Annotated in this window: 13 protein-coding genes; 10 read left to right on the top strand and 3 right to left on the bottom strand. The window is 71.4% G+C overall.

Annotated elements, in window-relative coordinates:
* Nucleotides 1–76 precede the first annotated feature (76 nt).
* From ACIOD1_RS14450 to ACIOD1_RS14425, 6 genes are all read left to right on the top strand, one after another.
* Nucleotides 77–481, top strand: coding sequence for an MmcQ/YjbR family DNA-binding protein (locus ACIOD1_RS14450; protein WP_365618784.1), 405 nt, complete (start codon nucleotides 77–79; stop codon nucleotides 479–481).
* Between the two features lie 100 nt (nucleotides 482–581).
* A complete protein-coding gene (locus tag ACIOD1_RS14445; protein WP_401902433.1) occupies nucleotides 582–1,766 on the top strand; it encodes a CaiB/BaiF CoA transferase family protein in 1,185 nt (394 codons plus the stop codon).
* Nucleotides 1,766–2,791 (top strand): LLM class F420-dependent oxidoreductase, encoded by a 1,026-nt coding sequence (locus ACIOD1_RS14440; protein WP_365618779.1) that lies wholly within the window; start codon nucleotides 1,766–1,768, stop codon nucleotides 2,789–2,791. Before ACIOD1_RS14445 ends, ACIOD1_RS14440 begins: the two co-directional genes overlap by 1 nt.
* 9 nt (nucleotides 2,792–2,800) lie before the next feature.
* Entirely contained in the window at nucleotides 2,801–3,943 is a 1,143-nt protein-coding gene (locus ACIOD1_RS14435) for an acyl-CoA dehydrogenase family protein (protein WP_365618776.1), read from the top strand.
* Nucleotides 3,944–4,038: 95 nt separating this feature from the next.
* Nucleotides 4,039–5,253: an acetyl-CoA C-acetyltransferase gene (locus ACIOD1_RS14430; RefSeq protein WP_365618774.1), complete on the top strand. Its 1,215-nt coding sequence runs from the start codon at nucleotides 4,039–4,041 to the stop codon at nucleotides 5,251–5,253.
* A 51-nt stretch (nucleotides 5,254–5,304) separates the two neighbouring features.
* Nucleotides 5,305–7,485: a 3-hydroxyacyl-CoA dehydrogenase NAD-binding domain-containing protein gene (locus tag ACIOD1_RS14425; RefSeq protein ID WP_401902431.1), complete on the top strand. Its 2,181-nt coding sequence runs from the start codon at nucleotides 5,305–5,307 to the stop codon at nucleotides 7,483–7,485.
* Here ACIOD1_RS14425 and ACIOD1_RS14420 read toward each other — a convergent pair.
* The 3 genes from ACIOD1_RS14420 to ACIOD1_RS14410 all read right to left on the bottom strand — a co-directional run bounded on the left by ACIOD1_RS14420 (nucleotide 7,482) and on the right by ACIOD1_RS14410 (nucleotide 9,652).
* On the bottom strand, nucleotides 7,482–8,006 hold the full coding sequence (locus ACIOD1_RS14420) for an SRPBCC family protein (RefSeq protein ID WP_365618768.1): 525 nt from the start codon (nucleotides 8,004–8,006) through the stop codon (nucleotides 7,482–7,484). The two genes, ACIOD1_RS14425 and ACIOD1_RS14420, sit on opposite strands and share 4 nt — an antisense overlap.
* 191 nt (nucleotides 8,007–8,197) lie before the next feature.
* Entirely contained in the window at nucleotides 8,198–8,863 is a 666-nt protein-coding gene (locus ACIOD1_RS14415) for a 1,4-alpha-glucan branching protein (RefSeq protein WP_401902429.1), read from the bottom strand.
* Nucleotides 8,864–8,887: 24 nt separating this feature from the next.
* Nucleotides 8,888–9,652 carry a MerR family transcriptional regulator gene (locus ACIOD1_RS14410; protein WP_365618764.1) on the bottom strand — a complete coding sequence of 255 codons (765 nt, stop codon included), beginning with the start codon at nucleotides 9,650–9,652 and terminating at the stop codon, nucleotides 8,888–8,890.
* An 85-nt stretch (nucleotides 9,653–9,737) separates the two neighbouring features.
* On the opposite strand from ACIOD1_RS14410, the gene ACIOD1_RS14405 reads away from it, so the two are divergent.
* The 4 genes from ACIOD1_RS14405 to ACIOD1_RS14390 all read left to right on the top strand — a co-directional run bounded on the left by ACIOD1_RS14405 (nucleotide 9,738) and on the right by ACIOD1_RS14390 (nucleotide 16,917).
* Nucleotides 9,738–11,675, top strand: coding sequence for an AMP-dependent synthetase/ligase (locus tag ACIOD1_RS14405; protein ID WP_401902427.1), 1,938 nt, complete (start codon nucleotides 9,738–9,740; stop codon nucleotides 11,673–11,675).
* A gap of 113 nt (nucleotides 11,676–11,788) precedes the next feature.
* A complete protein-coding gene (gene aspT, locus ACIOD1_RS14400) occupies nucleotides 11,789–13,468 on the top strand; it encodes an aspartate-alanine antiporter (RefSeq protein ID WP_401902424.1) in 1,680 nt (559 codons plus the stop codon).
* Nucleotides 13,469–13,536: 68 nt separating this feature from the next.
* Nucleotides 13,537–15,240, top strand: a complete 1,704-nt coding sequence (gene aspT, locus ACIOD1_RS14395) for an aspartate-alanine antiporter (protein WP_365618755.1) — start codon at nucleotides 13,537–13,539, stop codon at nucleotides 15,238–15,240.
* 18 nt (nucleotides 15,241–15,258) lie between these two features.
* Complete coding sequence (locus tag ACIOD1_RS14390) at nucleotides 15,259–16,917, top strand: bifunctional aspartate transaminase/aspartate 4-decarboxylase (protein WP_401902422.1); 1,659 nt, start codon at nucleotides 15,259–15,261, stop codon at nucleotides 16,915–16,917.
* Nucleotides 16,918–16,981: the final 64 nt, after the last annotated feature.

Here is a 16,981-nt window from a genome sequence, read left to right as displayed (position 1 = left end):
GGACCGCTCCTCCCAGCTGGTTCCGGTGGCCGAGGCTAGCGTGGGTGGTCGGAGGTTCGTGCACGAGGAGGCGTGGATGAAGGCTGCGGTGCGCAAGTGGGAGAAGGTGCGCGAGTTCGCCCTGGGGCTGCCGGAGGCGGTGGAGGAGTTTCCCTGGGGCCCCGGGGACGGTGTGGTGAAGGTCAACAAGAAGATCTTCGTCTTCCTCGGGAACACGGACGGGGACCGGGCGCCGGGGATCTCGGTGAAGCTGGGGGACGAGGCGCTGCACGGGCACGCCATGACGGCTCCGGGCGCCGAGCCCACCGGGTACGGGCTCGGCCGGTCGGGCTGGGTGTCCGTGCCGTTGGGGGAGAAGGGGGCGCCGTCGGCGGAGGTGCTGTGCGAGTGGGTCGAGGAGAGTTACCGGAGCAGGGCGTTGAAACGGCACGTCAAGGAGTTGGACGGGCGGATCGCTGGCACGGACCGGCCAACTGGCTAAGCGCTTGCTCTTGTGCTGAGTGGAACACGTTCTTAGCATCGCTGGTGTTACATCAGTTGTGTCACACACTCGCACCAGGGGCGCTGGGGGCTCGATGGCAATGGCAGGCGAAGCGGCGGACGAACGGGCGGTACGGGCGGAGCGGGCGTACAAGGCGGCGCCGGCCGGCCCGCTCGCCGGAGTGCGCGTGGTCGAACTGGCGGGCATCGGACCCGCTCCGTTCGCCGCCATGCTCCTGGCCGACCTCGGCGCGGACGTGGTGCGCGTGGACCGGCCCGGTGGAGGCGGCCTCGCCGTCGACCCCAGGTACGACCTGACCAACCGCAACAAGCGCTCCGTCCTGGTCGACCTCAAGTCCCCCGAGGGCCCCGGGCTGGTCCTCGACCTGGTGGACCGGGCGGACGTGCTGATCGAGGGGTTCCGTCCCGGGGTCGCGGAGCGGCTCGGGGTGGGCCCGGCCGACTGCCACGCCCGCAACCCGCGGCTGGTGTACGGCCGGATGACCGGCTGGGGCCAGGAGGGCCCGCTCGCGCACACCGCGGGGCACGACATCGCGTACATCGCCGTCACCGGCGCCCTCGGGATGATCGGCAAGCCGGGTGAGCCCCCGGCGGTCCCGGCCAACCTGGTGGGGGACTACGCGGGCGGCTCGCTCTACCTCGTCATCGGAATCCTCGCCGCCCTCCGGCACGCCGGCGCCCCCGGCGGCACGGGCCAGGTGGTGGACGCCGCGATCGTCGACGGCACCGCCCACCTCACCGCGATGATCCACGGCATGCTCGCGGCCGGCGGCTGGCAGGACCGGCGCGGTGCGAACCTCCTCGACGGCGGCTGCCCCTTCTACGGGACCTACGAGACCTCCGACGGCCTCCACATGGCGGTCGGTGCCCTGGAGCAGCAGTTCTACGACACCTTCGTGGAGCTCCTCGGGCTCGGGGACCGGGCTCCCGCCCGCAAGGACCTGGCGCGCTGGGGCGAGCTGCGGGAGGCGGTCGCCGCCCGCTTCAAGACCCGCACCCGCGCCGAGTGGACCGCGGTGTTCGAGGGCACCGACGCCTGCGTGGCGCCCGTGCTCTCGCTGCGCGAGGCCCCGCTGCACCCGCACCTCTCGGCCCGCTCCACCTTCACCGACTTCGGCGGGATCACCCAACCCGCCCCCGCCCCGCGCTTCTCCGCGACCCCGGCCGTCGTGCGCGGCGGCCCCGCGCAGCCGGGGGCCGACACCGCGTCCGTGGCACGCGACTGGGACATGCCGGGACTGACCGCGAAGGACGAGGGCGCCTGATGGAACTGTCCATGCTGCTCGACTACGCCGGTGACCCGCGCAGGGCCGCCGACGAGGCCGCGGCCCTGGAAGCGGCCGGACTGGACGCCGTGTGGGTGGCCGAGGCCTGGGGCTTCGACTCCCCGACGATCATGGGCTACCTGGCGGCGCGCACCGAGCGGATGAAGATCGGCTCGGCCATCCTCAACGTCTACTCCCGCACCCCCGCCCTCATCGCGCAGACCGCGGCCGGGCTGGACGCGGTCTCGGGCGGTCGGGCCATGCTCGGGCTCGGGGCCTCCGGGCCGCAGGTGGTGGAGGGCTGGCACGGCAAGACGTACGACAAGCCGCTCGGCCGGACCCGCGAGACGGTCGAGCTGTGCCGGCGGATCTGGCGCCGCGAGACGATCGACCACCACGGCATCACCGACATGCCGCTGCCGCCCGAGAAGGGCGGCCGGCACGGCAAGCCGCTGAAGATCCTCACGCGTCCCGTCCGCGACCGGATCCCCGTCCACATCGCCTCGCTGGGCCCGGCCAACGTGGCCCTGACCGCGGAGATCGCCGACGGCTGGCTGCCCACGCTCTTCCTCCCGGAGAAGGCCCACGAGGTGTGGGGGAGCGCGCTCGCCGCGGGTGCGGCGAAGCGGGCGCCGGAACTGGGCCCGCTGGAGACCGTCGCGGGCGGCCTGCTGGCCATCGGCAAGGACGCGGCGGCCGCCCGCGACCTGGCCCGTCCGCAGATCGCCCTGTACGTGGGCGGGATGGGCGCGCCCGGCAAGAACTTCTACAACGACCTCGCCGTGGCCTACGGCTACGGCGAGCAGGCCCGCACCATCCAGGAGCTGTACCTGGCCGGGCGCAAGCGCGACGCGGCTGCGGCCGTCCCGGACGAGTTCTGCGAGCTGATGACCCTGTGCGGTCCGGAGGGCTACGTGCGCGAGCGCGTCGAGGCCTTCCGGGAGGCCGGGGTCACGATGCTCAACGTCACGCCCGTGGGCCCCGAGCCGGCCCGACTGATCGAAACCGTCAAGAGCTGGCTGTAGGGGGCCCCGATGCAACGCCGCATTTTCGACGCCGACCACGAGGCGTTCCGCGAGACCGTGCGCACCTTCCTCGCCAAGGAGGTGCTGCCGCACTACGAGCAGTGGGAGAAGGACGGCATCGTCAGCCGGGAGGCCTGGCGGGCCGCCGGCCGGCAGGGACTGTTGGGCCTGGCCGTCCCCGAGGAGTACGGCGGCGGCGGGAACCCGGACTTCCGCTACGCCGCCGTGATCGCCGAGGAGTTCACCCGCGCCGGAGCCCCGGGCCTGGCCATCGGCCTGCACAACGACATCATCGGCCCCTACCTGACCTCGCTGGGCACCGAGGAGCAGAAGCGCCGCTGGCTGCCCGGCTTCTGCTCGGGCGAGACCATCACCGCCATCGCGATGACCGAGCCGGGCGCCGGCTCCGACCTCCAGGGCATCCGCACCACCGCCGAGGACCGGGGCGACCACTGGCTGCTCAACGGCTCCAAGACCTTCATCTCCAACGGCGTCCTGGCCGACCTGGTCGTCGTGGTCGCCAAGACCACCCCCGAGGGCGGGGCGCACGGGATGTCCCTGCTCGTCGTCGAGCGCGGCGCCGAGGGCTTCGAGCGGGGCCGCAACCTCGACAAGATCGGCCAGAAGGCCCAGGACACGGCCGAGCTGTTCTTCAACGACGTCCGCGTGCCCAAGGAGAACCTCCTCGGCGAACTCAACGGCGCCTTCGTCCACCTGATGACCAATCTGGCGCAGGAGCGCATGGGCATCGCGATGGCCGGGATCGCCGCCGCCGAGCACCTCCTGGAGATCACCACGCGGTACGTCAAGGAGCGCGAGGCCTTCGGCCGGCCCCTCTCCAAGCTCCAGCACATCCGCTTCGAGATCGCGGAGATGGCCACCGAGTGCGCGGTCACCCGTACCTTCCTCGACCGGTGCATCACCGACCACGCGAACGGCGAACTGGACCACGTCCACGCCTCGATGGCCAAGTGGTGGGCCACCGAACTGCAAAAGCGCGTTGCCGACCGCTGTCTCCAACTGCACGGCGGATACGGCTACATGACCGAATACCGGGTCGCGCGGGCCTTCGTCGACGGCCGCATCCAGACCATCTACGGCGGTACGACCGAGATCATGAAGGAGATCATCGGCCGCTCCCTCCTCGGCTGACGTTCCCACCTCCCCCGGCCGACGCTCCCCCCGGCCGACGCTCCCACCCCCCGGCTGAGGCTCCGACCTCCCCGAACTCCCGAAAGGCTTGACCAGTGAGCACCGAAGCGTACGTATACGACGCGATCCGCACGCCGCGCGGCCGCGGCAAGGCCAACGGCGCCCTGCACGGCACCAAGCCGATCGACCTGGTCGTCGGCCTCATCCACGCCCTGCGCGAGCGCAACCCCGGGCTGGACCCGGGGACCATCGACGACATCGTCCTCGGCGTCGTCGGCCCGGTCGGCGACCAGGGCTCCGACATCGCCCGCATCGCGGCCATCGCCGCCGGGCTCCCGGACACCGTCGCGGGAGTCCAGGAGAACCGCTTCTGTGCGTCCGGCCTGGAGGCCGTCAACCTGGCCGCCGCCAAGGTCCGTTCCGGCTGGGAGGACCTGGTCCTGGCGGGCGGCGTGGAGTCCATGTCCCGGGTGCCGATGGCCTCGGACGGCGGCGCCTGGTTCGCCGACCCCATGACCAACTGGGACACCGGCTTCGTCCCGCAGGGCATCGGCGCCGACTTGATCGCCACCATCGAGGGCTTCTCCCGCCGCGACGTCGACGAGTACGCCGCCCTCTCGCAGGAGCGCGCGGCGGCGGCCATCAAGGACGGCCGCTTCACCCGCTCCGTGGTCCCCGTCACCGACCGCAACGGCCTGGTCGTCCTGGACCACGACGAGTTCGTCCGCCCGGGCACCACCGCCGACTCCCTCGCCAGGCTGAAGCCCTCCTTCGCGGACATCGGCGACCTCGGCGGCTTCGACGCGGTGGCCCTGCAGAAGTACCACTGGATCGAGAAGATCGACCACGTCCACCACGCGGGCAACTCCTCCGGCATCGTCGACGGCGCCTCGCTCGTCGCGATCGGCTCCCGCGAGGCGGGCGAACGCAACGGGCTCACCCCCCGCGCCCGGATCGTCTCCGCCGCCGTCTCCGGCTCCGAGCCCACCATCATGCTCACCGGCCCCGCGCCGGCCACCCGCAAGGCCCTCGCCAAGGCCGGTCTCACCATCGACGACATCGACCTGGTCGAGATCAACGAGGCCTTCGCCGGCGTCGTGCTCCGCTTCGTCAAGGACATGGGCCTGTCCCTGGACAAGGTCAACGTCAACGGCGGCGCCATCGCGCTCGGCCACCCGCTCGGCGCCACCGGGGCCATGATCCTCGGCACGATCGTCGACGAACTGGAGCGCCAGGACAAGCGCTACGGCCTGGTCACCCTCTGCGTCGGAGGCGGCATGGGCGTCGCCACCATCGTGGAACGCGTCTGATCCGTCCTGATCCCGCCCCCTGATCCCACCTCTGACACGGAAGTAGCGAACATGAGCGAGTCCACCACGATCCGCTGGGAACAGGACGAGACCGGCGTCGTCACCCTCGTCCTCGACGACCCCAACCAGTCCGCCAACACGATGAACCAGGCCTTCAAGGACTCCATCGCGGCCATCGCCGACCGCGCCGAGGCCGAGAAGGACTCCATCCGGGGCATCATCTACACCTCCGCCAAGAAGACCTTCTTCGCGGGCGGCGACCTCAAGGACATGATCCGGCTGCGCCCCGAGGACGCGGCCCTCGCCTTCGAGGCCGGCACCGCGATCAAGCGCTCCCTGCGCCGCATCGAGACCCTGGGCAAGCCCGTGGTCGCCGCCATCAACGGCGCCGCCCTCGGCGGTGGTTACGAGATCTGCCTCGCCTCCCACCACCGCGTGGCCCTCGACGCCCCCGGCTCCAAGATCGGCCTGCCCGAGGTCACCCTCGGCCTCCTCCCCGCCGGCGGCGGCGTCACCCGGACCGTGCGCCTGATGGGCATCGCCGACGCCCTGCTCAAGGTCCTGCTCCAGGGGACCCAGTACAACCCGCAGCGGGCCCTGGACAACGGACTGGTCCACGAACTGGCCGCCACCCACGAGGAGATGCTCGCCAAGGCGCGCGCCTTCATCGACGCCAACCCCGCCTCGCAGCAGCCGTGGGACGTCCCCGGCTACCGGATCCCCGGCGGCACGCCCTCCACCCCGCGTTTCGCCGCGAACCTCCCGGCCTTCCCCGCGAACCTCAAGAAGCAGCTGAACGGTGCCCCCTACCCGGCGCCGCGCAACATCCTGGCCTGCGCCGTCGAGGGCTCCCAGGTGGACTTCGAGACCGCGCTGACCATCGAGGCCCGGTACTTCACCGAGCTGGTCACCGGCCAGACCGCCAAGAACATGATCCAGGCCTTCTTCTTCGACCTCCAGGCCGTCAACGCCGGCCGCAGCCGCCCCCGGGGGATCGAGCCGCGCAAGGTCCGCAAGGTGGCCGTGCTCGGCGCGGGCATGATGGGCGCGGGCATCGCCTACTCCTGCGCCCGCGCGGGCATCGAGGTGGTCCTCAAGGACGTCACCCCCGAGGCCGCCGCCCGGGGCAAGGCGTACTCAGAGAAGCTCCTCGACAAGGCGCTCGCGCGCGGCCGCACCACCGAGTCCAAGCGCGCCGAGCTGCTGGCCCGGATCACCCCGACCTCCGAGGCGGCCGACCTCGCGGGCTGTGACGCCGTCATCGAGGCCGTGTTCGAGGACACCTCCCTCAAGCACAAGGTCTTCCAGGAGATCCAGGACGTCATCGCCCCCGACGCGCTGCTCTGCTCCAACACCTCCACCCTGCCCATCACCGGGCTGGCCGAGGGCGTGAAGCGGCCGGTCGACTTCATCGGCCTGCACTTCTTCTCGCCCGTCGACAAGATGCCGCTGGTCGAGATCATCAAGGGCGACGGCACCGGCGACGAGGCCGTCGCCCGCGCCTTCGACCTGGTGCGCCAGATCAACAAGACGCCGATCGTCGTCAACGACTCGCGCGGCTTCTTCACCTCGCGCGTCATCGGCCAGTTCATCAACGAGGGCGTCGCCATGGTCGGCGAGGGCATCGAGCCCGCCTCCGTCGAACAGGCCGCCGCCCAGGCCGGGTACCCGGCCAAGGTGCTCTCCCTGATGGACGAGCTGACCCTCACCCTGCCGCGCAAGATCCGCAACGAGACCCGCAAGGCCTTCGAGGCCGAGGGTCGCGGCTGGGCCGAGCACCCCGCCGACGCCGTCATCGACCGGATGGTCGACGAGTTCGGCCGCCCGGGCCGCAGCGGCGGAGCCGGTTTCTACGAGTACGACGAGGCGGGCAAGCGCGTCCGCATCTGGCCCGGACTGCGCGAGCACTTCGCCAAGCCCGGCCACGAGATCCCCTTCGAGGACATGAAGGAGCGGATGCTGTTCTCGGAGGCCCTGGACACGGTCCGCTGCCTCGACGAGGGCGTCCTCACCTCCATCGCCGACGCCAACATCGGCTCCATCATGGGCATCGGCTTCCCGGCCTGGACCGGTGGCGTGATCCAGTACGTCAACGGCTACCAGGGCGGCCTGGCGGGCTTCGTCGCCCGCGCCCGCGAACTGGCCGACACCTACGGCGAGCGGTTCACCCCGCCCGCCTCCCTGGTGGCGAAGGCCGAGCGCGGGGAGACGTACGCCGACGGGACCGCCTAGGACGCGCCCTGGGCCCCGTGCGGGCCGACGCCGTTCGGTCCGGGGTGGTGCCCGGGCCGGGCGGGGGCGGCCGCCCGGGCGCTCCCGGGGCGCTCGCGCACCGCGATCTCGGCCAGCTTCGTCAGCATCATGCCGTTGCGGACGGCGACGACGTAGTCCACCGGGAGCCCGTGCATCCGGGTCCCGGGACCCCGCAAGGGGTGCCAGTCGAGGGTGAAGAGGGTGTTCTCGCCCCAGGGTTCCAGGCGCATGGCGATGCGGGCCGCGCCGAAGGGATCCGCCTTCGCCTCCAACTCCAGGCGCCGCTCCGGCTCGCAGACGCGGACCACGCAGGTGTCGTCGAGGGTCAGGGGGCCGAATCCGACCCGGACCCGCAGTCGGGCGCCCACCCGTGGCCAGTGCGCGTCGGCGGCGAGGACCTCCCGGGTTCCGGTGACCCATTCCCCGTAGCGGCGGCCGTCGGCCAGCAGGCGCCACACCTCGGACGGCGGGCTGAGGATCAGGCGGCGGTTGCGGGCCACGCCGATCACGCTCCTTCGGGACGGCGGGGCGGGCCGCTTGGGGCTCGCGGTCCGGCGCCCCGGGCGGGGTCGTCTCTGGCCCCCAGACTGCCGCCGCCTGCCCGTCCGCGCAGTCCCACGGGGCCGAACGGCTTCCCGCGCGGCCACCGTCCCGCCCCGTGCCGCCCCCGCGCGGCCACCGCTCCGCCCGCTCAGTCCCCCGCGCGCAGCGTCGCGAAGACCCCGCGCCGATCGGTGCCGTCCGGGTCGGACCAGGGGGCGAGCACCTGGGCCCGTACGTCGTCCCCGGTGGCGGCGGGACCGGGCCGCAGCAGCCGGGACAGGGTCAGGGTCGGTCCCTCGCCGTCCGTCGGGCCCACCGCGATGACGGTGGCCTCGGCGGTGTCCGTCACCCGCCCGGGAGCGGTCGGTCCCGACGGTGCGTCGACCCCTGCGGCGCGGACCTCCACGCTCGGGTCGGGGGTGTCGCTCAGGCTCTGGGCCTGGGGCGTCGCCCGCCCGGCCAGCAGCGCGAGGAGGCCCTCCACCAGCACCGGGTCGTGGGCCCCGTCGTAGACCCAGCGGGTGCCCAGCACGCCGTGCTCGCAGGTGCCGAGCAGGCCCTCCTCGGCACCTGCGAGGGGGGCCGCGCGGTAGGTGAGGGGGACCAGGTAGGCGACGGGCTCGGTGCCGGACCCGTCGGTGACCACCATAAACTCGATGCCCACCTCGCCCTCGGGGTCGTCGATCCGGAAGCCGCCCGCCTTGGCGAGGTCCGGGGCGATCGGGCCGCCCCGGTACCAGGGCCGCGACGGCAGCCGCCCGGCGAGGAGTTCGAGCTTGGTCGGGGTCAGCGTGGTGCGGTGGATGACAGCCATGGCCCCGAACCTATCCCGGGGCCGTCAGTTCGTCTCGGGAACGAACGCCGCCTTCAGCTCCTCCTTCAGGGAGCGCTGGAAGGCCGTCACCAGAGCCTGGACCACCATCGGCTGCATGTGCGCGGACAGCGCCTTCATCGACTCCACCCGCTCCGGGTCGCTCTCGCCCTCGGTGAACGGCCCCCACACCTCGTCCCGGAACAGCGCCGTCAGCCGGTGCGCGGCCGTCCGCGCCTGCTCCAACAGCAGCTCCCGCGCCGCCAGGATCGTCTCGTGGGCGATCGGCACGTCGAGCAGCGCCACCCCCAGTCGCAGCAGCCCCACGTCCACCCGGAACGCGTCCCCCACCGGGGACGCCTCGCGGGATCCCGCCGGCGCCACCGTCGGGGACAGCACGTTCATCGCGGCCAGCCTCCGCAGGTCCCCGTCCGACAGGGTCCGCCCGGCCCGCTTCTCCAGCTCGGCCCGTGACACCTCCCGCGCCGGGTCCGGGGCCCAGGTGGCCACGAGCGCGCGGTGGATGGCCAGGTCGTGCGCGCTCAGGTCGTCCGGCAGCGCGTCCAGGTAGCGCTGGATCGCCGACAGGGTCATGCCCTGAAGCTGCAACTCCTCGATGAGGGCCAGCCGGGAGAGGTGTTCCGGGCCGTAGTGCCCCACCCGACGGGGTCCGATCACGGGAGGGGGCAAAAGCCCCCGCGTGCTGTAGAAACGTACGGTGCGGACGGTGACACCGGCCTTGGATGCCAGCTCGTCCACGGTGAGCATCGGCTCGGTTGCCCGGTCGGCCATCGCCCGCTCCTCGCTCTCTGCTCCACAGCTTGGGTTCAACAGTATTGCTGTCGCACCAACGATGTGAAACGGCCAGGAGCTGCCCATGACCACGAACCTGCGACTGCCCGGACGACCCGAAGACCTCACCCTCCCCGCCCTGCTGGCGCGCAACGCCGCCGAGTACGGGGAACTGCCCGCCCTCTCCTGGCGTCGGGGCGCCGAGCGCGCGGACGGAGCGGGCTGGACGACGCTCACCTGGAGCGAGGCGCGCCGACAGGTCGCCGTCCTCGCCGCCGGCTTCACGGCCCTCGGCGTGGAGCGCGGCGAGCACGTCCTGATGATGATGGGCAACCGGCCCGAGCACTGGCTCTGCGACCTTGCCCTGGTCCACCTCGGAGCCGTCCCCGTCACCGTCTACGGGACCTCCGCGCCCGAGCAGATCGCGTACGTGGTCCGCCACAGCGGTGCCCGGTTCGCCGTCGTCGAGGGCGCCCGCGAACTCGCCCGCTGGGAGCCCCTGTTGGCCGACGCGGACCTCCCGCTGGAGCGGCTCGTGGTGGCCGAGGCCGCGCAGGCGGGCCCCCACGGCACCTACGCCTCCCTCTACGCCTCCGGCGCCCGGCTGCACCGGCCCGACGCCTTCGAGAAGGCCTGGCGGGAGTCGCGCCCCGAGGACCCGCTCACCGTCGTCTACACCTCCGGCACCACCGGCGACCCCAAGGGCGTCCGGCTGACGCACCGCAACATAGTGCTCCAGTCCGTCCGCCTGGACCGGCGCACCGAGCTGCCCGAGCACGCCGAGCACATCTGCTACCTCCCCTTCGCGCACATCGCCGAGCGCATCCTGGGCATCTACCTGCCGCTGCTGCGGGCCGCGCACGTCCGGTTGTGCGCCGACCCGGCCGCGGTGGCCGGGGCCGTGCGCGATCTGCGCCCCGTGCAGTTCTTCGGCGTCCCCCGGGTGTGGGAGAAGCTCGCCGCCTCCGTACGGGCCGTGCTGGCCGGGCTCCCCGAAGAGCGGCGCGCCGCCGTCGAGGGCGCCAACGAGCTGGCCCGGACCCGCGCCGGACACCGGGAGCGGGGCGAGGAGGTCCCGGCCGCCCTGGAGGCCTCATACGCCGAGGCCAGGGAGCGGGTGCTGGAGCCGCTGCTGAAGGCGGCCGGCATGGACCGGCTGGTGTGGACGGGCAGCGCCACCGCGCCGATGCCGATCGACGTGGTCCGCTTCTGGCAGGGCTGGGGGATCGCCATCATGGATGCCTGGGGGCTGACCGAGACCTCCGGAGTGTGCACCGTCAACAGCCCCGAGGACTTCCGGACGGGCTCGGTGGGCCGCCCCATCGAGGGGCTGGAGCTGAAGCTCGCCGAGGACGGGGAGGTCCTCACGCGCGGCGAGACCGTCTTCGCCGGCTACCTGAGGCCCGACGGCACGCTGGAACCGGTGGCCGACGAGGACGGCTGGTTCGCGACGGGGGACGTGGGCCGCCTCGACGAGGACGGCTTCCTCTGGATCACCGACCGCAAGAAGGAGCTGATCATCACCTCGACCGGCAAGAACGTCTCGCCGGCCCTCGTGGAGAACACCCTCAAGGCGCACCCCCTGATCGGCCAGGCCTTGGCCCACGGCGACGGCCGCTCCTACCTCGTGGCCCTGCTGGTGCTGGACCCGGAGCTGGCCCCCCTCTGGGCGGCGGCCCGGGGGATCGAGACCGGATCCGCCGCCGGGCTCGCCGCCCACCCGGAGGTCCTCGCCGAGGTTGACCGGGCCGTGGCCGCCGCCAACGCCCGGCTCAACCGCACCGAGCAGGTCAAGCGACACCGGGTGCTCGGAGAGGAGTGGGGCCCCGAGACGGGGGAGTTGACCCCCTCCCTCAAGTTGCGCCGCAGCGTCCTTCGAGCACGGTACGGCCCGCTGATCGAGGAGCTGTACGAGGCCCCGTACGAGCCCGCCCGCCGGTCCCCGGACGAGCCCGCGCCCGACGCCGCGCCCCGGTCCGCGCCCGAGCCGCCGCGCGAGGGCCCGGACGGCCCCCTCGCCTGACCCGTACGGCCCTGCCCGGTGAGCGCGTCCCGGCCCACCGGGCAAGGGTGGGTGAATGCTGATACCTGCCGCTCATCGCCCGGCGGCCGCCCCCCGAGCGGGGGTGAGCGCGCGTGGGCGTACTGCGTGACCATCCGGAACTCGCCCTCTTCCTGTGCCTCGCCGCCGGCTACCTCCTGGGCAAACTGCACGTCGGCCCCATCACGCTCGGCGGTATCTGCGGGACGTTGATCGTCTCGCTGCTCCTCGGTGCCTGGGCGCAGATCGAGATCGACGCGGACGTGAAGACGATCTTCTTCGCGCTGTTCATCTTCGCCCTCGGCTACCTGGCGGGGCCGCAGTTCTTCGCGAACCTCAACCGCAAGAGCCTGCGCTTCTTCGCGCTGTGCGCCATCGAGCTGGTCACCGTCCTGGCCATCGCCTACGGGCTGGCGAAGGCCTTCGACCTGGACGTGGGCACCGCCTCCGGCATCCTTGCCGGCGCCGCCACCGAGTCGGCGGTCGTCGGCACGGCCAGCGAGTCCATCGCGAAGCTCCCCGGCCTGACCCCGGAGCAGATCAGCCTCTATCAGGGGCACGTGGCCACCGCCTACACCGTCTGCTACCTCTTCGGCCTGGTCACCATCGTGATCTACACCAGCCAGATCATGCCGATGATGATGCGCATCAACCTGCGGGACGCCTCGCGCGCCCTGTGGGAGAAGATGCGCGGCGGCAACGGCTCCCTGGAGAGCGACGAGCGCGAGGCGCTGCCCGGCCTGGTCGGTCGGACCTACCTCGTCACGCACGCGGACGGCCGCACCGTGGGGGACCTGGAGTCGACCTTCGGAGGCCGGGTCACGGTGGAGGCCGTCCGCCGCGGCTCCCGCACCCTCGACCCCGCACCCGGGCTCGAACTCACCCTGTCCGACATGGTGCTGGTCGTCGGTCGCCGCGCCAACACCATCGAGGCGGGCCGCGCCATCGGCCCCGAGACCCCCGGCATCCCCGGCGTGGACACCCCCCTGGCCACCAGCCAGATCGCGGTGACCGACAAGGCCGTGTCCGGGAAGACCATCGACACGATCACCCGCGAACACCCCGAGTTCGCCCGTTCCGGGGTCTACGTCACCGACGTCCTGCGCGGCGACCAGAACCTCCCCGCCACCCCGGAGGCGGTGGTCCAGCGAGGCGACGTCGTCACGCTGGTGGGGGCCCGTTCCGGGCTCAACCGGATCGTCGCGAAGATCGGCACCGTCGCCAAGAACGACGCCACCGACTTCATCTACCTCGGACTGGGCATCGCGGTCGGCTCGCTCATCGGCCAGATCGTGATCCGCGTCGGCGGGATCCCGCTCTCGCTGGGCACCGGCGGCGGCTGCCTGATCTCCGGGCTGCTCTTCGGTTGGTTCCGCTCCCGCCGGCAGACCTTCGGCGCGTTCCCTCCCCAGGCGGCGACCACCATCAAGGACATGGGCCTGGCGGTGTTCATCGCCTGCACCGGCCTCACCTCCGGACCCCAGGCCTGGCCGCTGCTCAAGGAGTACGGGGCGCTGCTGCCCTTCGCGGGGATCGCCATGGTCCTGATCCCGGCGACGCTCTCCCTGGTCGTCGGCCGCACGTTGCTGAAGATCGAGCAACCGCTGTTGATCGGGGCCATCGCCGGCCAGCAGTGCTCGACCCCGGCCATCACCTCCATCACGCAAGTGGCGCAGAGCTCGGTACCGATGCTCGGCTACACGGTCACCTACGCCCTCTCCAATTTCCTGCTCCCCCTGACCGGTCCGATCCTCGTCGGCGTCCTGGGCGCCTGACCCGCCCGTCGTGAACGTCGTCGTGAACCCCCTCGTGCACCCCATCGTGAACCCCGGATGGCAACCACATGATCGATTTTCTGAACCGGAACATCTTCCAGCCCCACCCCGAGCTGCTCGTCTTCCTCACGGTGGCCGTCGGGTTCTTCGTCGGAAAGCTCCGCTACAAGGCGATCGCGCTCGGCGCCGTGACGGGCTGTCTGATCGTCGGGCTGCTCTTCGGATCACAATTCAAGATCACCATTGACGGGACCGTGAAGAACCTCTTCTTCACGATGTTCCTCTTCGCCCTCGGCTACAAGGTCGGGCCGCAGTTCTTCCGCGGCCTGAAGAAGGACGGCCTGCCCCAGGTCCTCAACGCCGTCATCGTCTGTGTGACGGGCCTGCTGGTCTGCTGGGGGTTCGCCTCCTTCCTCGGCTACGGCCCCGGCCTGAGCGCGGGCCTGTTGGGCGGCGCGCTGACCCAGTCCGCCGTGATCGGTGTGGCCCAGGACGCCATCGGCAACCTGCCGGGCCTCTCGGCCGACCAGATCAAGGAGCAGGAGAACCTCGTCGCCGTCGGCTACGCGGTCACCTACCCGCTCGGCACCATCCTCTGCGCGATCCTGCTGGCCTCGATCCTGCCGCGGCTCTACCGCCGCGACCTCGTGGCCGAGAGCGCCCAGCTCGCCAAGGAACTGGACGCCCCGGCCGACAACCCGGACCTGCACGAGGGCTACTACGAGGCCGTCCTGCGGGCCTACACGATGGTCCATCCCGACCTGGTGGGCCGCACCATCGAGGACTTCGAGCAGCAGCAGAAGGCGCTGGACCGCCGGATCTACATCACCCGCATCCGCCGGGACGGAGCCATCCTGGACCACACCCAGCAGACCGTGCTCCGCGCCGGCGACGTGGTCGCGGTGAGCGCCCTGCGCGACTCCCTCGTGGCCTTCGACGCCCGTACGCACATCGGCCCGGAGAGCGACGACGTCGAACTGCTCGGCTACCAGACCGAGACCCTGCACGTGGTGGTCTCCGAGAAGGCGCAGCTCGGCAAGAGCATCGCCGAACTGCGCGCCGAGCCGTTCATGGTCGGCGTCTACATCGACAAGCTCTACCGGGCGGGTTCCGAGTTCCCCTACCGGCTCACCACGCCGATCGAGCGCGGCGACACGGTGATCCTCTCCGGCCCCAAGCGGCTCGTCGACCCGGCCGGCCAGGCCATCGGCAAGCCGGTGCCGACCAGTTTCGCCACCGACATGATCTGGGTGGGCCTCGGCATCTTCCTCGGCGGCTGCCTCGGCATCCCGGCCCTCACCGCCGGCGGGGTCCCGATCTCGCTGTCCACCTCGGGCGGCGCGCTGATCATGGGCCTGATCTTCGGCTGGATCCGGGGCAAGTACCCGACGTTCGGGAACGTCCCGCCCGGTGCCCAGTGGTTCATGGACACCCTCGGGCTGTGCCTCTTCGTCGCGGTCGTCGGCATCAACGCCGGGCCCAGCTTCACCAGCGGACTCGCCTCGGCGGGCTGGGGGTTGCTGCTCTTCGGTGCGATCGCCACCCTGATCCCGCTGCTCGTCGGCTTCCTCGTGGGACACCACATCCAGAAGATCCGTTTCCCGATCCTGATGGGTGTCCTCGCCGGTGGGCAGACCACGACGGCCGCCATCGGCGCGGTGGTCGAGCAGTCCAAATCCCAGGTTCCGGTGCTCGGTTACACGATCCCCTACGCCATCTCCAACGTGCTCCTGACCATCTGGGGCGCCGTCATCGTCCTCCTCCACCACTGACGTTCGAAAGGAAGCACCGTGCCGGAGACCAGCTTCAGCCGCGCCGAGATCCAGTCCTTCGCGCAGCTCAGCCCCTTCGAGCTGAAGGACAAGTTCATCCAGCTCGCCACCGCCGCCCAGGAGGACAAGCCGGGCCAGAAGGGCACCACCACGCGCGCCATGCTCAACGCGGGCCGCGGCAACCCCAACTGGATCGCCACCGGACCCCGCGAGGCCTTCTACGCGCTGGGCTACTTCGCCCTCGACGAGTCCCGCCGGGTGTGGACCGCGGACAACCTCGGCGGGATGCCGGAGAAGCACGGCATCGGCGACCGCTTCGACTCCTGGGTGCGCCGCCACCCCGACCTGCCGGGCATCGAGCTGCTGTCCGCGTGCGTCACCTACGCCCTGTCGCGGTGGGCGTTCGACAAGGACGCCTTCGTGCACGAGCTGACGGACGCCATCACGGGCGACAACTACCCCGTCCCGGACCGGATGCTGACCCACGCCGAGCACATCGTGCGCGGCTACGTCGGCGACGAGATGTTCGACAAGAGGCCGCCGCAGGACAACAACCTGTCGCTGTTCGCGACCGAGGGCGGCACCGCCGCCATGTGCTACATCTTCGACTCGCTGATGAAGAACGGGGTCCTCCACAAGGGCGACAAGATCGCCCTGATGACCCCGGTGTTCACCCCGTACATCGAGATCCCCGAGCTGGACACCTTCGAGTTCGAGGTCGTCAACGTCGCCGCGAGCCTCTTCGCCGAGACCGGTGTGCGCCAGTGGCGCTACCCGGAGGAGGAGGTGGCCAAGCTCGCGGACCCGGCCGTCAAGCTGGTCTGTCTCGTCAATCCGAGCAACCCGCCCTCGCTGGCGCTCAGTCAGCGGGTCACGGACCAGATCAGGGACATCGTCGCGAGCAGCAACCCCAACCTGCTGATCGTCACCGACGACGTCTACGGCACCTTCGTGCCCGGCTTCCGCTCCATCGCCGCCGACCTGCCGCGCAACACCCTGCTCGTGTACTCGTACTCGAAGCACTACGGCTGCACGGGCTGGCGGCTCGGCGTCATCGGGCTGCACGACGACAACGTCATCGACGAGATGATCGCCCGCTTCCCGCAGGAGCAGAAGGACCGCCTGGCCAAGCGCTACGGCACCCTGACGCTGGAGCCCGAGAAGATCCGTTTCATCGACCGCCTCGTCGCGGACTCCCGCTCGGTCGCGCTGAACCACACCGCCGGACTGTCGCTGCCGCAGCAGACGATGATGGTGCTGTTCTCGCTCTTCGACATGCTGGACGAGGGCCAGGCGTACAAGGAGCGCATCCGCGAGATCGTCCACCGGCGCCTCGACCTCCTCCTGGAGGGCGCGCAGATGAAGGTCAGCGAGGACGACAAGCGGGCGGGCTACTACATCGAGCTGGACCTGCTCGCCGAGGCGGAGCGCGTCCACGGCAAGGACTTCGCCGACTTCCTGGAGAAGAACTACGAGCCGGTCGACCCGCTGTTCCGCCTCGCGGAGCAGACCTCGGTGGTGCTCCTCAACGGCGGCGGGTTCGACGGACCCCAGTGGTCGGTCCGCGTCTCGCTGGCCAACCTCGACGACCTCGACTACCTGAAGATCGGCCACCACCTGCGGGCCATCTTCAACGACTACGCCACGGAGTGGGAGCGTTCCAAGGCCTCGGACTGACGGCCCGCGGGCCGGTCCGCCCGGTCCGGGCGAGCGCCGTGACGGCGGCGCGCACCCGGACCGG

This window comes from Streptomyces sp. NPDC088097, assembly GCF_044741845.1.
Lineage (GTDB): Bacteria > Actinomycetota > Actinomycetes > Streptomycetales > Streptomycetaceae > Streptomyces.
This window is presented reverse-complemented; position numbering and strand designations above follow the sequence as displayed.